At 57.1% G+C, this 18,977-nt stretch carries 13 protein-coding genes; 8 read left to right on the forward strand and 5 right to left on the reverse strand.

Features of this window, described 5'->3' with window-relative positions:
• Nucleotides 1–28: 28 nt before the first annotated feature.
• Entirely contained in the window at nucleotides 29–463 is a 435-nt protein-coding gene (locus ACWGZX_RS13960) for a hypothetical protein (RefSeq protein WP_452628712.1), read from the reverse strand.
• Nucleotides 464–973: 510 nt separating this feature from the next.
• Between ACWGZX_RS13960 and ACWGZX_RS13965 the strand changes: the two genes are divergently transcribed.
• The 4 genes from ACWGZX_RS13965 to ACWGZX_RS13980 all read left to right on the forward strand — a co-directional run bounded on the left by ACWGZX_RS13965 (nucleotide 974) and on the right by ACWGZX_RS13980 (nucleotide 9,082).
• Nucleotides 974–1,972: an AraC family transcriptional regulator gene (locus tag ACWGZX_RS13965; RefSeq protein WP_452628713.1), complete on the forward strand. Its 999-nt coding sequence runs from the start codon at nucleotides 974–976 to the stop codon at nucleotides 1,970–1,972.
• Between the two features lie 264 nt (nucleotides 1,973–2,236).
• A complete protein-coding gene (locus tag ACWGZX_RS13970) occupies nucleotides 2,237–3,268 on the forward strand; it encodes a histone deacetylase family protein (RefSeq protein WP_452628714.1) in 1,032 nt (343 codons plus the stop codon).
• Between the two features lie 12 nt (nucleotides 3,269–3,280).
• Nucleotides 3,281–4,381 (forward strand): polyamine ABC transporter substrate-binding protein, encoded by a 1,101-nt coding sequence (locus ACWGZX_RS13975; RefSeq protein WP_452628715.1) that lies wholly within the window; start codon nucleotides 3,281–3,283, stop codon nucleotides 4,379–4,381.
• 153 nt (nucleotides 4,382–4,534) lie between these two features.
• Complete coding sequence (locus tag ACWGZX_RS13980) at nucleotides 4,535–9,082, forward strand: hypothetical protein (protein ID WP_452628716.1); 4,548 nt, start codon at nucleotides 4,535–4,537, stop codon at nucleotides 9,080–9,082.
• A gap of 5 nt (nucleotides 9,083–9,087) precedes the next feature.
• Here ACWGZX_RS13980 and pdxR read toward each other — a convergent pair whose 3' ends face one another.
• Nucleotides 9,088–10,635 (reverse strand): MocR-like pyridoxine biosynthesis transcription factor PdxR, encoded by a 1,548-nt coding sequence (pdxR, locus tag ACWGZX_RS13985; RefSeq protein WP_452628717.1) that lies wholly within the window; start codon nucleotides 10,633–10,635, stop codon nucleotides 9,088–9,090.
• A 90-nt stretch (nucleotides 10,636–10,725) separates the two neighbouring features.
• On the opposite strand from pdxR, the gene ACWGZX_RS13990 reads away from it, so the two are divergent.
• Genes ACWGZX_RS13990 through ACWGZX_RS14000 form a run of 3 tightly spaced genes read left to right on the forward strand, consistent with a single transcriptional unit; the run spans nucleotide 10,726 to nucleotide 12,494 of the window.
• Nucleotides 10,726–11,349, forward strand: a complete 624-nt coding sequence (locus tag ACWGZX_RS13990) for an FMN-binding negative transcriptional regulator (protein WP_452628718.1) — start codon at nucleotides 10,726–10,728, stop codon at nucleotides 11,347–11,349.
• 9 nt (nucleotides 11,350–11,358) lie between these two features.
• A complete protein-coding gene (locus ACWGZX_RS13995) occupies nucleotides 11,359–11,805 on the forward strand; it encodes an N-acetyltransferase family protein (protein WP_452628719.1) in 447 nt (148 codons plus the stop codon).
• Between the two features lie 17 nt (nucleotides 11,806–11,822).
• A complete protein-coding gene (locus ACWGZX_RS14000) occupies nucleotides 11,823–12,494 on the forward strand; it encodes a GNAT family N-acetyltransferase (RefSeq protein ID WP_452628720.1) in 672 nt (223 codons plus the stop codon).
• 65 nt (nucleotides 12,495–12,559) lie between these two features.
• Here ACWGZX_RS14000 and ACWGZX_RS14005 read toward each other — a convergent pair whose 3' ends face one another.
• Together ACWGZX_RS14005 and ACWGZX_RS14010 are read right to left on the reverse strand one after the other, a co-directional pair.
• Nucleotides 12,560–12,838 (reverse strand): helix-turn-helix domain-containing protein, encoded by a 279-nt coding sequence (locus ACWGZX_RS14005; protein WP_452628721.1) that lies wholly within the window; start codon nucleotides 12,836–12,838, stop codon nucleotides 12,560–12,562.
• Nucleotides 12,835–14,160, reverse strand: coding sequence for a HipA domain-containing protein (locus ACWGZX_RS14010; protein ID WP_452628722.1), 1,326 nt, complete (start codon nucleotides 14,158–14,160; stop codon nucleotides 12,835–12,837). Before ACWGZX_RS14010 ends, ACWGZX_RS14005 begins: the two co-directional genes overlap by 4 nt.
• Before the next feature lie 408 nt (nucleotides 14,161–14,568).
• Here ACWGZX_RS14010 and ACWGZX_RS14015 point away from each other — a divergent pair, with 408 nt between their 5' ends.
• On the forward strand, nucleotides 14,569–17,082 hold the full coding sequence (locus tag ACWGZX_RS14015) for an autotransporter outer membrane beta-barrel domain-containing protein (RefSeq protein WP_452628723.1): 2,514 nt from the start codon (nucleotides 14,569–14,571) through the stop codon (nucleotides 17,080–17,082).
• Nucleotides 17,083–17,157: 75 nt separating this feature from the next.
• On the opposite strand, the gene oadA is transcribed toward ACWGZX_RS14015, so the two are convergent.
• Nucleotides 17,158–18,966 carry a sodium-extruding oxaloacetate decarboxylase subunit alpha gene (gene oadA, locus ACWGZX_RS14020; RefSeq protein WP_452628724.1) on the reverse strand — a complete coding sequence of 603 codons (1,809 nt, stop codon included), beginning with the start codon at nucleotides 18,964–18,966 and terminating at the stop codon, nucleotides 17,158–17,160.
• Between the last annotated feature and the right edge of the window lie 11 nt (nucleotides 18,967–18,977).

An 18,977-nucleotide genomic window follows, 5' to 3' on the forward strand; every position in this document is an offset into this window, starting at 1 on the left:
ACCACAACTCACTCACTCACTCACTCACTCACTGGCCAATGCTGACGTCGAATTTACCGTCCTGCAGCACTGCGTAATTATCATTGTCACTCCTGAAGCTCATCAGCCCCTGAACACGGGAGCTACCTTCCTCACACTCCACCAGCACCCAGCCACTGGACGCCAGCCATTCTTGCGGAGGAGTTGCTGCCGAATCCTGAAACAATAGATAAACATCGCCATTTGGCAATTCAACTTTTTGTTTCAATGCATCCTTACTGATAACCAGACCGATAAAGCTATTGAGGTCAGGATTACCCTTACTCATATCAAAATACAACGCAATGTCTTTCGCTCTGATCTCGGCGCGTTCCACCGGAAATGTTTTGGCGATATCGTTAACTTTGATATTCAGGTTTCCCTCGGCGCTTTTCAAACTTTTGAAAAAATCCTTGGAAAAGCTTTTCTGATCTAACTTACTCATGACGAATTCCTTTTGTTAGGCATGCATAGAAAAGAGTGAGAACTCTGCAAAATCTCCGCACGCCGGTGAATTGAAAACTACCCATACCGCGATCACCAAAGCACTTGGCTCGATGATATTGGCAATCTAGACCGCATATTACAGCTCGTCAAAATAAAACGACGACATTATAAAAATAATAAATAATACGATGAGCGGTCATGTTTTAACGAAAAACCTGTAATATCTGACAGTAGACAATCTGCCTCTCCGCATTTAAGTTGGCCAGGCGAGAGCTTTGCCAATAAAATATAAATCACATACCGACTCAGGCTTATAAAACAAGATGAATTGGTCACGGCTTTACACTTAATAGCCATGACAAAAAACAACAGACGTTTGTTACCTGTTAGTCCACGCTACTATTAAATGCCTGTGAATGATGGTTTCTAAATTATCCCTCGACACAAGACCATTGAGCGACGGCACATAACTTGCTCAGTGTCGTATATCCCGATCCGGAATACGCCCATGCTCCACTCCCACCTCACCACCCTCAACGCTGTCTCTCTGGTGCTCAACACCTTCAAGGCTGAAGGTCTGTCCAGCGAGGCATTACTGGCCGGCAGCGGTATCAGCGCGGCAGACCTGAGCCGGGCGGACACGCGCATCACGACCAACCAAGAGATGCTGGTGTGCGCCAATGCGGTCGCGTTACGCCATGACATTGGCCTGGAGTTGGGCCGGCAAATGCACGTTTCGTCCTACGGCATGCTCGGGTACGCCTTACTCACCAGCGCCACTTTAGGTGACGCCTTGCAGCTGGCGCTGCACTATCCGGCGCTATTGGGAACACTGTTCGAGCTGAGCCTGGAAGAAGATAACGAACACATCTGGCTTACCGCTGGCGACTATCGGGAAAACCCGGCGCTGGCGCCGTTCAATGTCGAATTTTGCCTGGTCTCGATGAAAGTCACCTGCGAAGACCTGCTCGGCCGACCTTTGCCGCTACTGGGCGCACGCTTCGAACACTCGGCACCGGACTATCAGGCACGCTACACCGAACGTTTCGACTGCCCCTTGCAGTTCGACGCATCGTCCAACGCCTTTGCTTTCGACAAAAGCTGGCTGGATCGGCCCCTGCCACTGGCCGACGCCATTACCCACCAGGCCATGGCCGAACGCTGCCGCAAGCAAAACACCGAGTTCACCGGGCGTCAGGCCTGGCTGGGGCGAATTCGGCAGTTGCTCAGCGCGCAATTGAATGCAGCGCCGGGACTTGAAGGGTTGGCTGAACAGATGAATTGCTCGGCGCGTACGTTGCGTCGACACCTCAAGGATTCGGGTTGCAGCTATCAGGAGTTGCTCGATGAGCTGCGCTTCGAGCAAGCCAAGCAAATGCTCTGTGAAGACCAACTGCCAATCTACCGGATCGCCGAGGCGCTGGGTTTCAGCGAGACCGCCAGTTTCCGTCATGCGTTTGTGCGCTGGAGCGGTGTGGCGCCGAGCCAGTTCCGGCCACACAGGTGACCTACTGTGGGAGCGAGCCTGCTCGCGAAGGCGGCGGCACAGCCAACACTGAAGTCGTCTGACACACCGCTTTCGCGAGCAGGCTCGCTCCCACAATGTCTGCATTACATATCCGACAATGGGGCACCGCCGCACCATCAAGGGGCGAATTTCGGTCAAACGTTTTGGCCATATCAATCCCCTTTTGGCCTTTCCTGCCGTTCTCCCAAACGCTGCCTGCCGCAAGACTGTGTTCAACCGAACCAGCCTGCGGAGAACAAGAAAATGCTGACGATCTACTCGGACGATCACCACCTGCACCACGGCCGTTGCGAATTGATAGACGGGCAACTCAAGCCCTGCTTCGAAATGCCGTCGCGTGCCGACCATGTGTTGCAACGCGTGCAAAACCAGAATCTCGGCCCGGTCGAAACACCGCAGGATTTCGGCCTCGACCCGATCGCACGCATCCACAGCCGCGACTACCTCGACTTCTTCAAGGGCGCTTGGGCACGCTGGACCGAATTCAATACCGACGGCGACTTGTTGCCCTACACCTGGCCGGCCCGAACCCTGCGTTCCATTAAACCCACCAGCCTGCACGGCCAGCTCGGCTATTACAGCTTCGACGCTGGCGCTCCGATCACCGCCGGTACGTGGCAAGCGGCATACAGTGCGGCACAAGTTGCCCTCACCGCGCAGGCGCAAATCCAGCGCGGCGCGCGCAGTGCCTTCGCCTTGTGCCGTCCACCGGGACATCACGCTGCCAGCGATTTGATGGGTGGTTATTGCTACCTCAACAACGCCGCCATCGCCGCTCAGGCCTTCCTCGATCAGGGCCATAAAAAGGTCGCGATCCTCGACGTCGACTACCACCACGGCAATGGCACCCAATCGATTTTCTATGAGCGCAGCGACGTGCTGTTCACCTCGATTCACGGCCACCCGGAAGCAGAGTTCCCGTTCTTCCTCGGCTATGAAGACGAGCTCGGTGAAGGCCCCGGCGAAGGCTTCAACTTCAACTACCCGTTGCCCGCCGGCAGCGGCTGGGACACGTGGAGTGCAGCCCTGGATCAGGCCTGCCAAGAGATCGAAAAATACGGCGCCGACATTATCGTCGTCTCCCTGGGTGTCGATACGTTCAAGGACGATCCCATCTCGCAATTCAAGCTCGACAGCCCGGATTACCTGGCCATGGGCGAGCGTATTGCGCGCCTCGGCAAGCCGACGCTGTTCGTGATGGAAGGCGGTTACGCGGTAGAAGAAATCGGCATCAATGCCGTGAACGTTCTCGAAGGTTTTGAAAGCGCCCAATGAGGAATTAGAACAATGAACAGACTCAAGCGTTTTATCATCCCCACCCTGTGCGCCACGGTGCTCAGTGGTGCGGTTCATGCTGAAGAACGAACGTTGCGCGTCTACAACTGGTTCGACTACATCACCCCCAAAGCGCTGGAAGACTTCAAGGCTCAGAACACCCAGACCAAACTGGTCTACGACATTTTCGACACTAACGAAGCACTGGAGGCCAAGCTCCTGACCGGTAACTCCGGTTATGACGTCGTGGTGCCGTCCAATGTGTTCCTTGCCAAACAGATCGAAGCCGGCGTATTCCAGCCGGTGGATCGCAGCAAGTTGCCAAACTGGAACCACCTCGATCCGAAGCTGATGAAGCTGATCGAAGCCAACGACCCGGGCAACAAATTCGCCGTACCGTACATGTACGGCACCATCCTGATCGGTTTCAACCCGGACAAGGTCAAAGCCGTGCTGGGCGACAATGCGCCGGTGGACAGCTGGGATTTGATCTTCAAGGAAGAAAACATCAGCAAGCTCAAGCAGTGCGGCGTCGCCCTGCTCGACTCGCCATCGGAGATCCTGCCGCTGGCCCTGCAATACCTCGGCCTGGACCCCAACAGCAAGAAGCCGGCGGACTACGACAAGGCTGAAGCCCTGTTGATGAAGATCCGCCCGTACGTCACCTACTTCCATTCGTCGAAGTACATGGCCGACATTGCCAACGGTGACATCTGCGTCGCAGTCGGTTATTCCGGCAGTTTCTCCCAGGCCGCCAATCGCGCCAAGGAAGCCAAGAACGGTGTGATCGTCGACATGCGCCTGCCCAAAGAAGGCGCGCCGATCTGGTTCGACATGCTCGCCATTCCCAAAGGCGCAAAGAACCCGGAAGACGCCTACACCTTCATCAACTACTTGCTGCAACCCCAAGTGATCGCGCCGGTCAGCGACTTCGTCGGCTACCCGAACCCGAACAAGGACGCCACGGAACTGGTCGACCCGGCGATCCGCAACAACCCCAACCTGTACCCGACCGAAACGGCGATGAGCACGCTTTACACCCTGCAACCACTGCCACGCGATGCCGAACGTGCGCGCACGCGAGCCTGGACCAAGATCAAGTCGGGCACCTGAAAACGAGTTGAACCGGAAGACCCGCCAATGAGCGCGGGTCTTTTTTTGCCCGCGATAACTATCTACCACCTTCGGCCTTCGACAACCCTCTACCTTGACCCGATACCGCGCGGCCCAGTGGCCAGCGCCCTTATCGGCACAAAGGAAATGGCCATGCCCGACACCTCCTCTACCCGCTCCGAAGATGTATTGACCCAACTGGTCACTGGACCCTCGCTCAGGGAAGTTGCGACGAACGCACTGCGCACGGCCCTCGACGCCGCGTATCCAAGCCTTGATATCGATCCGGTCCAGGCCATGGTCGTGACGCCAACCTGGACCGTCAGCGGCAACCAGGTCACGCCCGGCCTGCGTCGATTCGAGTCGCTGACCGACGCATTGGTGCGGCTCACGCTGTCGGCGCAGACCGCGACCTACATTGACGGGGAACACTTCCTGACCCTGCAACCAGGGGTAGCTCCAGCGATCCAGTTGCCCGTCAAGATCGACGACATTGGCCGGTTGATCAACCAACTGATCCCGCTGCTGTTCGTGTCCTATCAAGAGCAGCAACTTGATTACTGGAACCAGCAGACGGAAGTAGAAACACCACGCTGGCATCAACTCTCCGGTTCACTGCGCAACCTCTGGAACATCGAGCAGGTTTCAGGCTGGGATGAGGATCAAAAGGCCATGGCACTGGCCTTGTTCAACGACCCGGATAAAGCCACCCGACACCGCGACGACGCCTATACATCAATGGCCTGCCTGATCAACATCGATGAACCGGACAAGCATCTGCGGGTGCTGGACGTGGCCGTGCTGGTGGGTACGCTGGGCACGCGCACGCTGGTAATCAGCCACTCGATCACAGAGGGCTTCAAGCGTCATGACTCGCTGGAATCATTCGCTGAAACGCTGCCTGCACGCGCTACGTCCACGCCGGGTTCGCGCACGTTGCGATGGCGTTTGTATGAGCCCACCGGCAACTTTTTCGACCATCAAGCCTTTGCGCTGATCGCGCTCGAAATCGCTGCCATCGGCCAGCTTCAAGACACCATCCCGAACGGTGATCTTGCGCATCGAGCCATTACGGCGGCCGGAAACCGCAAGGACATTGACGAAGGGCGTTTCAGCCAGATCGAGCGCTTGCTGCCCGACTGGCTGCTAAACGCGCAACCGGCAGACCTGACCTGCTACAGCCGACACTTGATGGACCTGGCGCAGCTTCGGGAGCAACACGCGGGTAAATCCTTTCTGGATGACATTCCACCGCTCCCGGTATTTACGCTGCAAACACTAAAAAATCAGGTGCTGAAAGATCACCCCGAGGCGACGGACGCCAGGCTCGAAACGATTGAAATGAGTATCACCAGCCCGGTGATCCTGGGCGCCATCGCCGTGCCAGGTAAAACCGAAACCGTCACGATGTCGCTGATCGATCTCGCCCTGCAGAACCTGATTGCCGTACCGCTGGGTAACAAGACCGTTCGCCGCACCGACGGCAGCGCCGTTGAGTCCTGGATGACACCGGACTACCTGGAAAAACTGGTCACAGAGGTCAACATCGGTGAAATCTATCCCACGCTGATCAAGCAAAAGCTGCTCGGTGACCCGAAGGAAACACAACGTCGGCAAAACCTGTTCGCCAGCCACCTGCGCATCCAGCTGCCACTTCAAACGCTGCAGCACAAAGTTCGTGGCGAGGCAGGTATCGATAATCAGGGATACCGATACGTGCTCGCAGCGATGCAAGAAAAACCCGCCGACCGTTTTGTGGACGGCCAGGAAATCATCATTCGTGCGCTGGCGTTCATTCCCGGGGGCCGCACGGACAACAAGGCCGACGAGGTTGCCAACATGTTCGTCATCGGCCCGCGTCTCGCCGACAGGGGCCCCTGCCTGCTCTTTCGCCCGTTGCTGGATCCCCCGCTTTTGCAATATCCCCGCGAAACCAACCTGCTATATGCGATCAAACATAACCAGACGCTTCGCCAGTCGGTGCTGGCCTGGTTGCCGGATGATGTGCGCTTCAACTACTCACAGTACGTATTTCCTGGCCAACTGCCGTCGGTCTGGACACTGTCGCAATGGCTGGTCGATCCAACGTCGGCCCTTGGCATGATGGGGGCTGTCACGCTAGCGGCCACGCCACTTGCACAACCTGCACTGGCGACCCTGTTCACCGCCAATGCCAACGCGATGATCACCCTTGCAGACCGGCAATCGGTCTCCAATGCTCAAAGTCGTTGGCAGACCCTCAAGCATGGGGCATGGGTGCTGTTCAACATTGCGCTGCCATTCCTGGGCAGAACGGCTGCCAGCGCGGCCTGGGTCTGGCAAATCATGAGCGACCTGGATGAAGCGAATGAAGCCAGCGAGAAAGGTGACAGTGACGATGCATGGACAGCACTGACCGACCTGTTCCTGTCATTGGGCATGGTCCTGGCCCATTACGCAGCGACGCGCCACACAACAAGCCGCGTGCTTGAAAAGGAGGTTTTGACGCTGGGGCAGCCACCCACGCCGAGGCCGACTATCACCGTGACCCGGTTACCCGATATCACCGCTCAACGGCTGCCAGCGAATCACAAGAGCAACTTGTACACCCATGGTGCCCTCGCGCGAACGGGCTTGGGGGCGCTGCTGGACGGGCTGGCCATTGCAAAACCTGAAGGCCTGGCAAGCCCTTCGACTGAAACCGGACCCCATCGTTTTTTGAGCCAGCTCAACAAAAAATGGTATGCCCAGGTTGGACAACGCTGGTTCGAAGTCACGGTCAACGACAACGAGTTCGTGCAAATCATTGATAGTCGTCAGTCCCCACCAGAGACTGGCCCTCTGCTGACCCATTCCGCATCAGGGCAATGGGTTGTCGACACACGCCTGAGGTTGCGCGGCGGTGGCGGTAGCCGAAAAGAAATGGTACGGGAAAATGCACGGCGTAAAGAGGAACTGCGAAAGCAACTGGAGACCTTCGATACGAACAAAGTGGCGCTGAAGACCGCACTCGAATCCGCCGAGAAAGCGGCTGCCCCTTCCGCATCAGGCGTTGATGATCCCAATGGTCGCAGACTGATCGAAACGCTGGATAAACAGCTGGCCGTTTATGACGTCTACATTGAACAGCTCAAAGCATTCCACGTGCTTGAGCCCATCATCAACTACCGCGCTGTCCTGGTCAGTTGCCTGGATCAACAGCTATTGCTGACGGAGATGTGGTGCCATCGACAAAACGCTGTGTTTGGCACCTGCATGCGTCGCTCTTTGGCCCTGTTTGATGGAGAGCCGAACGAATCCACCCAAACACGACGCCAGATTCATCAACAGACCAGCGACATGACCCAGGGGTTTATCGACAAAATCGAATTTGCCCAGGCCCGGATCGATGAGTTGAAACGACTGGGCAGAGAAGCCGCCGAAACCGCCAGGCAATACACGCAAGGACTGCCGAGCTTTGACCTGCACGACCTGAAGCTGTTTCAGATCAGCCTCGCTCAAGAACTCTGCCTTAATGACACCGGTACGGTCGCCACCGAGGCTGCCCGTCAGGCGCTGGTCACCCTTGTCGAAGACGCGGGCCTCACCATCCAGTCGTCACTGGACCTTGCCAAGGATAATCCCCTGTCGCTAGCCGAACAGATTGAAGGATTCAGCGATCTGGTGGAGCAGTTCGCAACCATCGACCAACGTATTATCGACCTGCCCGACGAGCACCCCGGGCAGCTGCTGCAACCGTCACTGGACCTGATGCGCCAGCGTATCGAAGCGTTCAACGAGCGCGCCGTTAATCACCTGTCGGGGTTGCTGCATGAGCGCAAGACCCTCGAACCGGCTCCGGGACCATCGCGACCGGTAACGGCCCCTCATCGCCTCATCAAAACGCGCTTCAAAGGCGCCGTCGTCGGCAAGCCGCGAACGCGCGCCAACTCCACCGACACCGATCTGGTCGACGTGACCTCCCCACTCACGGGGAAGGTGATCGCTACGTTCCATGAGAAAACACCCGGCGTCTGGGTCGAACATGTACCTGTCAAAACGGCTGTACCCACCGCCACTCCTCCAACGCTGGTGGTCAGCCTGCAAAACGGTGAAGCATTACTGACACAGCTGGAATCTTTCGTGCGACGTACCGAGGCTCACTCAAAAGCCGATCGACGTATTCCGTTGGAAATCGAAGAGATGTTTCATCAGCAGGCCGGCCGAATGGAAGAGGCTGCGGACGCTATCGAGAAAGCCCTGACCGATAACAATGCCACCGAGGGAGGACCGGGATCGGCTGTCACCGTCAGCAAAAAACTGATGGACGGAGCGGTCGCGCTTTACAAAAAAGGCACCGATGTCCGTATCAGCATGACCAAGCGACAGTTGCCCACCGCGAGTCGTGTTGAATGGCTGCACAGCAAGGGCCAGGTGACCATCCACAGGATAGGCAAACCACTACCGGAGCATCGGCGTTTGAAGGGACCGCGCAAAGACTTTCTGGATGAGTATGAGATTCGCGATCACGAAACCCGCAAAGTACTTTGGTATGCGCACTTTCATTACCCGGCATCCGACACACCCAGACCGGCCTTCACTGCCGCGCACTTGAAGACCGTCGAACAACGCGGCTCCGGGGGAGCCTACGAAAGGCACGCCAGCGTGAACGCACTTCAGTCCATTGCCATTTATCGTGCTGAAATCAACCATCGACTGGCCGGTGCGTTGTTCTTCCTATAGGTATATCAGCGCCAGACTTTTTCCAGACGCCCGAGTGCAGCACTGATCGCCGCCTCGGGTACCGCCGCAAAACCAAGGACCAGCCCGGCGCGCTCGTCCACCGGTGTCTGCGAGTCCGGCAACCAATAGCTGCTAAGCGCGTTGATTTCGACATCAACGCTGGCGGCTTTTTCCACCAGTTCGCGCTCGCGTGTTTGGGAGTCGACGGACACCGTCAGATGTAACCCTGCCGCGACACTCGGCAGACTGCCAATGCCGGGAATGTCTTTGGGCCATCCTGCCAGCAATGTGTTACGCCGACTCAGGGCCGCGCGCCGCATGCGACGGATATGCCGCTGAAAATGCCCGGCCGCCATGAATTCGGCCATCACCGCTTGGGTGCTCACTTCGGAATGCCGGACGTCCACTGCTCGGCGTTGAGAAAATGCCTGAACCAATGCCGGCGGTAATACCAGATACCCCAGACGCAGCGCCGGGAAGGCGACTTTGCCGAAGGTCCCGACGTACAAAACCCGCCCCTGCCGGTCGAGTGCCGCCAACGGGGCCAATGGCGCGCCGCTGTAGCGGTATTCGCCATCGTAGTCGTCCTCGACGATCCAGCCTTGGGTGCGTTCGGCCCAGGCCAGCAATTCCAGACGCCGCGCCAGGCTCATCACCACCCCGGTCGGGTATTGATGCGAGGGCGTGACATACGCCAGCCGGCAATCACTCAACCCGGCCAATTCGCCGCAATCAATGCCTTCACTGTCCACTGCCACGCCGTGCAATCGCGCACCGGCTACAGCAAACGCATGACCCGCCGCCCGATACCCCGGATTTTCAATCGCCACCCCGTCACCCGGCTCCACCAGCAGCTGTGCACAAAGGCTAATCCCCTGCTGCGCGCCACTGGTGATCACTATTTGCTCAGCCGAACATTGCATGCCGCGCGAACTGCGCAAATACGCGGCAATCATTCCTCGTAGACGCTCATCACCCGCCGGATCGCCATAACACAACTGCTGCAAATCCGGTTTACGCCAGAAAGCCGCATTCAGCTTGGCCCAGATCTCGAATGGAAACAGATCAAACGCCGGAACGCCGACTCGAAATGCTCTGGGTGGCCCACTCGGCGGCAGGGCCAAATGGTTCTTTTCAACGCGCCCCAAGGCGCCGCTGTGGATAACTTCACTGGATGAAATCACAGGTAAATCCAGCCAATTTGTGGATAAGGCTGTGGGTAACCCTGTTGACAACCCTGTGGATACTTTTGTGGATAATTTTTTCGCCGGTAACGCGGTTTGAGGCAATTGCGCGACGTAAGTCCCGTCTCCGACTCGACCTTCGATAAACCCCTCGGCATAGAGCTGATCGTAGGCTCGCACCACGCTGTTGCGAGAAATCGCCAGCGCTGCCGCCAGATCGCGGCTGGCCGGCAATCGCGTGCCACTGACCAACCGCCCGTCCAGCACTCGCAGGCGCAATGCCTGATAAAGCTGACGACTCAGGCCCTGACGGCGATCAAGTTCGATACCGGCAGGGTTGAACGACAGGGAGAGCGGCGCGTCGGTCATGGCAATGGACCTATGAAATTGATCATTAATGGCTCTTACAACAGACCAATAGCCTGCCTAGGATGGAGACATTCGCCAAGGAATTTTTCCATGTACAACCCCAGCAGCTTTGCCATCAAAGATTTGGATGAACTGCGCCAGCAGATCCTCGGCACCCGCCTCGCCATGGTGGTTACCCACGGCGAGCAAGGCCTGCAAGCCAGTCATCTGCCGCTGTTGTTCAAACCTGACGAAGGCCCGAATGGCACCCTTTACGGCCACTTCGCCCGGGCCAATCCGCAATGGAAAGACTTGCAGGATGGCGCCGAAGCACTGGTGATCTTTGCCGGTGCCGACGCTTACGTCAGCCCAGGGTTTTATCCGAGTAAAGCCGAGCATGACAAAGTCGTACCGACCTGGAACTACGTCGCGGTACACGCTTACGGCACCGCCGACGTGTTCACCGATGCCGAGAGCCTGCTCAACCTGGTCAGCGCGTTGACGGATCGTCACGAAGCCGGGCGCACCCAGCCGTGGAAGGTCGCCGACGCTCCCGCCGACTACATTGACGGCATGCTCAAGGCGATTGTCGGGTTTGCCCTGCCGATCCAGCGTCTGGAAGGCAAACGCAAGCTCAGCCAGAACCGCAGCACCGCAGACATCGCCGGTGTGCGCGAAGGGCTCGCCGCCAGCCCTGATGTGCACGATCAGGCCCTCGCCCACTTGATGCGTTAAGGAATGAACATGAGTCAGATTGAAATTCGTCAGGTCAGCGCCGACGATCACGCCGCCTGGTTGCCGCTGTGGCAAGCCTACCTGCGCTTCTACAACACCGAGTTGCCTGACACGGTCACTGACAGCACCTGGCAGCGCATGCTCGACCCGACTGAACCGACGCATTCAGCGTTGGCGTGGATTGATGGCAAAGCGGTCGGCATGGTGAACTTCATCTACCATCGCTCAAACTGGAGCATCGAAAACTCCTGCTATCTTCAAGACCTGCTGGTAACGCCAGAAACCCGCGGCACCGGCGTCGGCCGCAAGCTCATCGAATTCGTCTACGTCACCGCCAAAGCGGACGGTTGCGGCAAAGTCCACTGGCTGACCCACGAAACCAACGCTACCGCGATCCAGCTCTACGAGCGCATCGCCGAACGCCCCGGTTTCATCCAGTTTCGCAAAGCCCTTTAAGGTTCAAGGAGAACAACATGTCGACTTCACTCGCAGGCTGGAAAGGCGCCCCGGCACCCACCGTTGAAACTATCGAAGGGCGTTTCATTCGCCTGGAAAAACTCGACCCGGCGCGTCATGGCGAGGGTTTGTTCAAGGCCTTGCAGGGCCCGGGGGCCGATCCGAAACTCTGGGACTATTTGCCTTATGGGCCTTTCCCGGAACGCAGTGCATTCAATGACTGGCTGAACAACCATGCGGCCAACAGCGATCCGTATTTCTTCAGCGTGATCGACCGTGTCAGCGGTGAGGTGCAGGGGATTCTCAGTCTGATGTCGATTGTCCCGGCACAAGGTCGCATCGAAATCGGCCATGTAACCTTCGGCGCACCGATGCAGCGTTCGCCGAAAAGTACCGAGGCGATTTATCTGCTGGCCAAGGAGTCGTTTGCACTGGGTTATCGCCGCCTGGAGTGGAAGTGCAACAACGGCAACGCCCGCTCCAAATACGCGGCCGAGCGATTGGGGTTCAGTTTTGAAGGAGTTTTCCGCCAACACATGGTGGTGAAGGGACAGAACCGGGATACCGCGTGGTATTCGATTCTGGACTCGGAATGGCCTTCGATTGGTGCGGGGTTTGAGCGGTGGTTGAGCGATGAGAACCAGACGGGGTCGGGGCAGGTGAAAACGTTGGTGGAGTGTCGAGGGTAAGCGCCTACGGTTTTTCGTCGTACCTGTGGCGAGGACTTCCTCGCCACAAATGTTGTGCTGTTGCGTCAGCTCAAGTCGCGCCGGATCCGTACTACGCCCATCTTCAGACCAAACGGTCTGAAGACTGCATTCAGCGATTTCAGTGTTTGATTCCCTTCTCCATGTTCGATATGCACCAGCGTGCGTACTGAGATTTTGCACATTTTTGCGAATTGGGTCTGGTGCAGACCGGTGACCTCGACTCGTAACCGACGAACTGCTTGGCTGATCTCAAGCGTGCCTTGAGCCAGCCCCTCTTGAATACTTTCAATCAACAAAGCCCGAGCATCAATGGAAATGGTCATTTCAGCCCCCAGTTTTTCAAGCGCTGCTCAAGATTTCTCAGGGCAATCGCTGGATGATTCATGGTGACTTCAGGAAGACCGCTAGCGGTAAGAATGTCTGGCAAAGCCAATAGGTGATCGGCGTCCTTTCGTAACCCCTCATACAGGGCTTCAGGATCTCCGATCATTGCCAAGGCATTACAAACTTCTCGCCATTTCACCTCGCCCGCTACCTCCAGGTGCTTCGGCCATTTAGTCGTGCGTGTGACCCCTTCATCGTCCATCACCATCGGAGCCAAGTCGTAAATTGGAGCGAGGCGAAAGGAGTCGGTGTCGCGAATAATTGAGGTGTTGCGACCATGGTTATCGGAGTTGCCAAGAATTTTGTTGAGCAAGTCTCTTCGCAGATAATCGGACACCAGACCGGGGATCTGATCGACCTGCCCGGCCAGTGTCCAGAGTTGAGCCAGATGCTGGATTACCTCCAGATGGTCCATGTAACTACCGGGCACCGTCACACCCGCCAGCGAGTAGATCGATTCAACCGCCAAACGCTCAACACCCTGATCTGTCACTTTGCGATCAAAGCGCTGCATCCATAGGCTTGGCTTATTCGCTTCCTCCAATGCGAGTCCATCTGCCGCGACAGTCTCGATACCTAGAGCGTGCAATGCCTTGTAATAGTGGAACTCGCTTCTGAGAATAATCTGGTCTGTCTGAGTCCCCTTGTTACGAGCAAACTTTACAAACCAATGCTGCACCACTTGATCGTCGCTTATCACAGCATCTGGATAGAGCAAGCCGTCTCGACCTTCCGACATCAGCAGTTTTGGAGCTTCTCCACCGGCCCCGGTTGCCCCACCAATTGCGGCACCCTGCTCGTAGGCGTACTCCAGAAAAGTATTATCGCGGTCGACCACTTCGTTGCGTGGAAAGCCCATTGCAACCCTTTCAACGACAGCATCAACGGACTCTTTGATACGCATGTGGCCAATAGGAGCAGGTGTGCTTCGCCCCAGCAAAAACAAATCAGCACTGATTCCTTCGGGTTTTTCTTGTCCAACTCGTGCCATGAGAAAGCGTTTGGCGGCACCCGCAGGAGCTATGTCGAGCAGGAAAGCAGGCGCTTTTTTCAGTGAAGTGCTATCCCAATCCAAGGGCAACCTGGCGCTGACTGCTTTGGAGAAAGGCGATTCGATGTACTCAAAGTTATTGGCTACGTAGTCTGTTTTGTAACCAAACCGGCAGGGACCTTCAAATCCCTTTTCTGGCTCAACAAAAACCAACGTCATCGCATCCAGCCATTTCCCGGACGTGTATGCCTGGAGTGTCAGTGCGTACATAAATCCACCTGCAATTAAATGCGTAATCACATCCAAAAATGATACGTCGCTTGCAATATAGTGCAGTTAACGGTTGGCTGCGGTATCAATATACGCATTAAAATGCATTTTTTACATTTTAAGATGACAAAATGTGCATCAAATTGCACATAGCTGTAGCACCGACATCATTCTGTAAAAGCCATCCGGATCGAGAGAGTTTCCGGGTGTACGACAGCTGGCCGCGTCTCGATTTTTTGTAAGAAAAGGTCGTCGGTTCGAAGCGTTAAAAACCACTGCCCCCAAACAGTGGATGATTTTCTACATCGCGCTATCTGACACCGCCCGCAAACCCTCCAGAACCGCCTGACATCGGTATCCAAGGCCGATATTTAGAGTTTGACCTCCACTCAAATGAGGTCGAACCCGATGTCCATTCAGCACACATTTCGCCCACAAAACCTGGCATTGGCCATTGCGCTTGCGTTGGGTTGTACTGAGTTTACAAACGCTCAACAACTGCCAGAAAAAGCAGAGCCGGCGAGCCTCGTTGAGGTAACCCAGCTTCCAGAGGCTACTCCGGCAGACCCGCTTGCCCGGCTTCAAGCCTTTACAGGCGCGGCCAGCACATTCACGTCTGAGATTGATTCGCCTCAACCTGCACTTCGGGGTGTGTCCGTGAAGCCGCAAGACCGGGACGACCTCATCATCGTCAAAAATGGCGGCAGCTTCGAAGGTCGGGTCGATGGCGGTAAAGGAACCAACGTTATACAACTCATCGGTTCTGATGGCGGCCAGCTGGGGAACACTCGTAACTTCAACGATCTGTACGTTTCGGCAGGATCGTGGACGCTGACCAGTACAGGAGATTTCAAAGACGAAGTCGCGGTGCTTGATGGCGGCACTCTGACCAATAACGGAAAAATCAAAGGCAAGGCCAGTGCAGCCGGGCAGCTCTTCAACAACGGCGAGATAAAGGGGGTTGTGACGGTAGAGAACGACGGAACGTTTGCAGGTAAAGGGACTGTTGGCGGACTGGATGTTTTCGGTCAGGTGAACATCGATAGAGTGCAAGGCGCCCCAAGAGTCAAAGGCGACTTGAACCTTTCCAGCACTGGCGTACTTGCCTATGAGGTTTCCCCCGATGGCCGTGGAGAAACTATCAACGTCGACGGCACAGCCAGCCTCGGCGATGCAACACTGAAAATTGTTGCGGCACCGGGTGATCATCCGCAAAGCAGTCAGTACACAATCATCGAAGCAAAAAAGGTAAAAGGCGAGTTCGGGAAAATCGTCAACGAACTGGCATTCATGACCGCTACTCCCCATTACAAAGCAAAGACCGTCGGCCTGACCTACGCTCGAAACGATGTGCCGTTCGAGAGCGTCGCAGACACCGATAACGGACGAGAAGTCGCACGGAGCATCTTGGAGCCGATGGAAATACCGCCAGCGCTGACGCCTTCTGACAATGCATTAACCGTCTCGCAAGCACTGAATACACCTTTAATCGCCGATACTTCCCTCCCCGTCTCTGCGCCGACAAATACTGCTGAGCTTGCAGCGTCAGCCATCACCCCACTGACCACCGTCCTGCCCGTTACGGCGCAAACTCCGCTAGCGGATACCCATCCCGCCACTAACGAGCGAGAAGTCGCTCAGAACATCGTAGAGCCGATGGAAATACCGCAAGCGCCGGCGCCATCTGACAATGCATTAACCGTTTCAGATGCACTGAATACACCGGCAAGCACCGATACTTCCCTCCCCGCCACTGCGCCGATGAATACCGCTGAAATACCATCGACAGCCGTACCCCCACTCACCACCGACAAGCCCGTCGCGGCGACAACTCCAACAGCCGCTACCAACCCCGTCACTCCCGCCCCAAAACCATCCAGCCCTACAAACGCCGCTGTCGCTGCCCTGCTCGGTAGCGACAAAACCACCGCGTCTCATGCAATTGAACAGCTGGCCGCAGGCAACAACGCCAACCTCGCGAAGGCAACGCTAAACAGCGACAGCCCCATCAGCGCAACCATGCTCTCGGCCATGCGCCAGCTCGACAGCGCAGCCGTATTTGGTAATCAGAGAAATGCACCGCGTGTAGCCGCCGGCGGTGAAAACAACGGCAGAGTCTGGCTCCAGGCGCTAGGCCTCGGCGGAACACTGGATAGCGATAACGACGCCCTTAAATTCTCAACACAAGGTCTGGTTCTGGGCGCGGACTGGGGCATCGATGAGCAATGGCGTATGGGTGTGCTGGGTGGCAAATCCGAAACGCGACTGGACAGCCACGGCCTCGACGGCGATCTCGACAGCTGGCACGTGGGCGCCTATGCCCTGCGCCAGGACGGTCCTGTGTCGCTGCGCCTCGGTGCGACTCACAGCAATCACGACGGACACACGAAACGCCGGGTTGCCTTCAAAGGTTTCAGTGATCGCCCCGAAGGCCGCTACGACGCCAACACTCAACAGGCCTTCGCGGAGGCCGGTTACAACCTGGGTCGCGCCAATGTCAGCATTGAACCGTTCGCCGGTCTTGGCTATCAACGCTATCAGCGGGACGGCTATACGGAGAAAGGCGGTGCCGCTACGCTGAAAGTCCACAGCCAATCTCAGAACAACTTCAACAGCACCATCGGCCTGCGACTGGCGAAACTCAACACGCTGGATAACGGCATGCAACTCACACCGAGATTCACAGCCGGCTGGAAACACACGTTTGGCGATGTCGACAGCGATACCCGCCAACGACTGGTCACGGGCGGGAAAGACTTCAGCGTTTCCGGTGCGCCGCTGGATCGCGACAGCTTGCTGGTCGATGCAGGTCTGGATCTCGGTGTGTCAGCCAAACACACGTTGGGCGTCAGCCTTAACAGCGAATTCGGCACCGACAGCCGAAACCATGGCGTAACGGGTCAGTGGCGAATGAGCTTCTAACCCTCATATCCCGGACGAAAAAAAGGGGAGCACATGCCCCCCCGAGGTTTAAAGCGTTGTATCGAGGCTGTTAAATCAGCCTTCGATCTCGATCAGGATTTCGCCCGGATTCACCCGGTCGCCCTTGGCCACGTGGATGGCGGTGACTTTGCCGGCGATGGCCGATTGGACTTCGGTTTCCATCTTCATCGCTTCGGTGATCAGCACGGCTTGCCCTGCTTTCACTGTGTCGCCTTCCTTGACCAACACATCGACGATGTTGCCCGGCATGGTGGTGCTGACGTGGCCCGGCGCGGTGGCTTGCTTGCGCTTGCTGGTGCCGCCGCTGACGAATTCGTTGAGCGGTTCGAACACCACTTCTTCCGGCATGCCGTCGATGGACAGGTAGAAGTGACGCTTGCCTTCAGCCTTGACGCCGACACCGGTGATGTCGACGCGGTAGGTTTCACCATGGACGTCGATGACGAACTCGGTCGGCACGCCTTCGCCACCGGCCGAGGCCACGCCGCCGGCTTCAGGAATCGGCAGCAGCACTTCAGGCGTCAGGGTGCCGGCAGCGCGTTCTTCGAGGAACTTGCGGCCGATGTCCGGGAACATCGCATAGGTCAGCACGTCTTCTTCGGACTTGGCCACGGCGCCAATTTCAGCACGCAGCTTGGTCATTTCCGGCTTGAGCAGATCAGCTGGACGCACGTCGATCACTTCTTCGCTGCCGATTGCCTGGCGACGCAGTTGCTCGTTCACGGTGCCCGGCGCCTTGCCGTAGCCGCCTTGCAGATAAAGCTTCACTTCGTTGGTGATGGTCTTGTAACGCTCGCCAGCCAACACGTTGAAGAAGGCCTGGGTGCCGACGATTTGCGAGGTCGGCGTTACCAGCGGAGGGAAGCCGAGGTCTTCGCGAACGCGCGGGATTTCGGCCAGCACTTCGCTCATGCGGTTCAGCGCGCCCTGCTCTTTCAACTGGTTGGCCAGGTTGGAAATCATCCCGCCCGGTACCTGGTTGACTTGAACACGGGTATCGACCGCGGTGAATTCGCTTTCAAACTGGTGGTACTTCTTGCGCACGGCGTAGAAGTACAGGCCGATCTCTTGCAGCAGTTCCAGGTTCAGGCCGGTGTCGAACTCGCTGCCTTTGAGGGCGGCGACCATCGACTCGGTGCCCGGGTGGCTGGTGCCCCAGGCGAAGCTGGAGATCGCGGTGTCAATGTGGTCGGCACCGTTTTCGATGGCCTTGAGTTGGCACATCGCGGCCAGGCCAGCGGTGTCGTGGGAATGGATGAAGACCGGCAGCGACTGCTCGGATTTCAACGCTTTGACCAATTCGCCGGTGGCGTATGGCGTCAGCAGGCCAGCCATGTCCTTGATCGCCACCGAGTCGCAACCCATGGCTTCCATTTGCTTGGCTTGTGCCACGAAGGCATCGATGGTGTGCACCGGGCTGGTGGTGTACGCGATGGTGCCCTGGGCATGTTTGCCGGCCGCTTTTACGGCTTCGATGGCAACGCGCAGGTTACGCACATCGTTCATGGCGTCGAAGATGCGGAACACGTCGATGCCGTTGACCGCTGCCTTGGCGACGAAGGCTTTGACCACGTCATCGCTGTAATGGCGGTAGCCCAGCAGGTTCTGGCCACGCAGGAGCATTTGCAGACGTGTGTTAGGCAGCGCAGCGCGCAGTTGGCGCAGACGCTCCCACGGGTCTTCTTTCAGGAAGCGTACGCAGGCGTCAAAGGTCGCGCCGCCCCAGCATTCCAGCGACCAGTAGCCGACTTTGTCGAGCTTGTCGCAGATCGGCAGCATGTCTTCAGTGCGCATGCGGGTGGCGAGCAGCGATTGGTGGGCGTCGCGCAGGATTGTGTCGGTAACGTGGATTTGTTTGCTCATTGTTATATTCC

It is taken from the genome of Pseudomonas sp. CLCA07 (genome assembly GCF_053615335.1).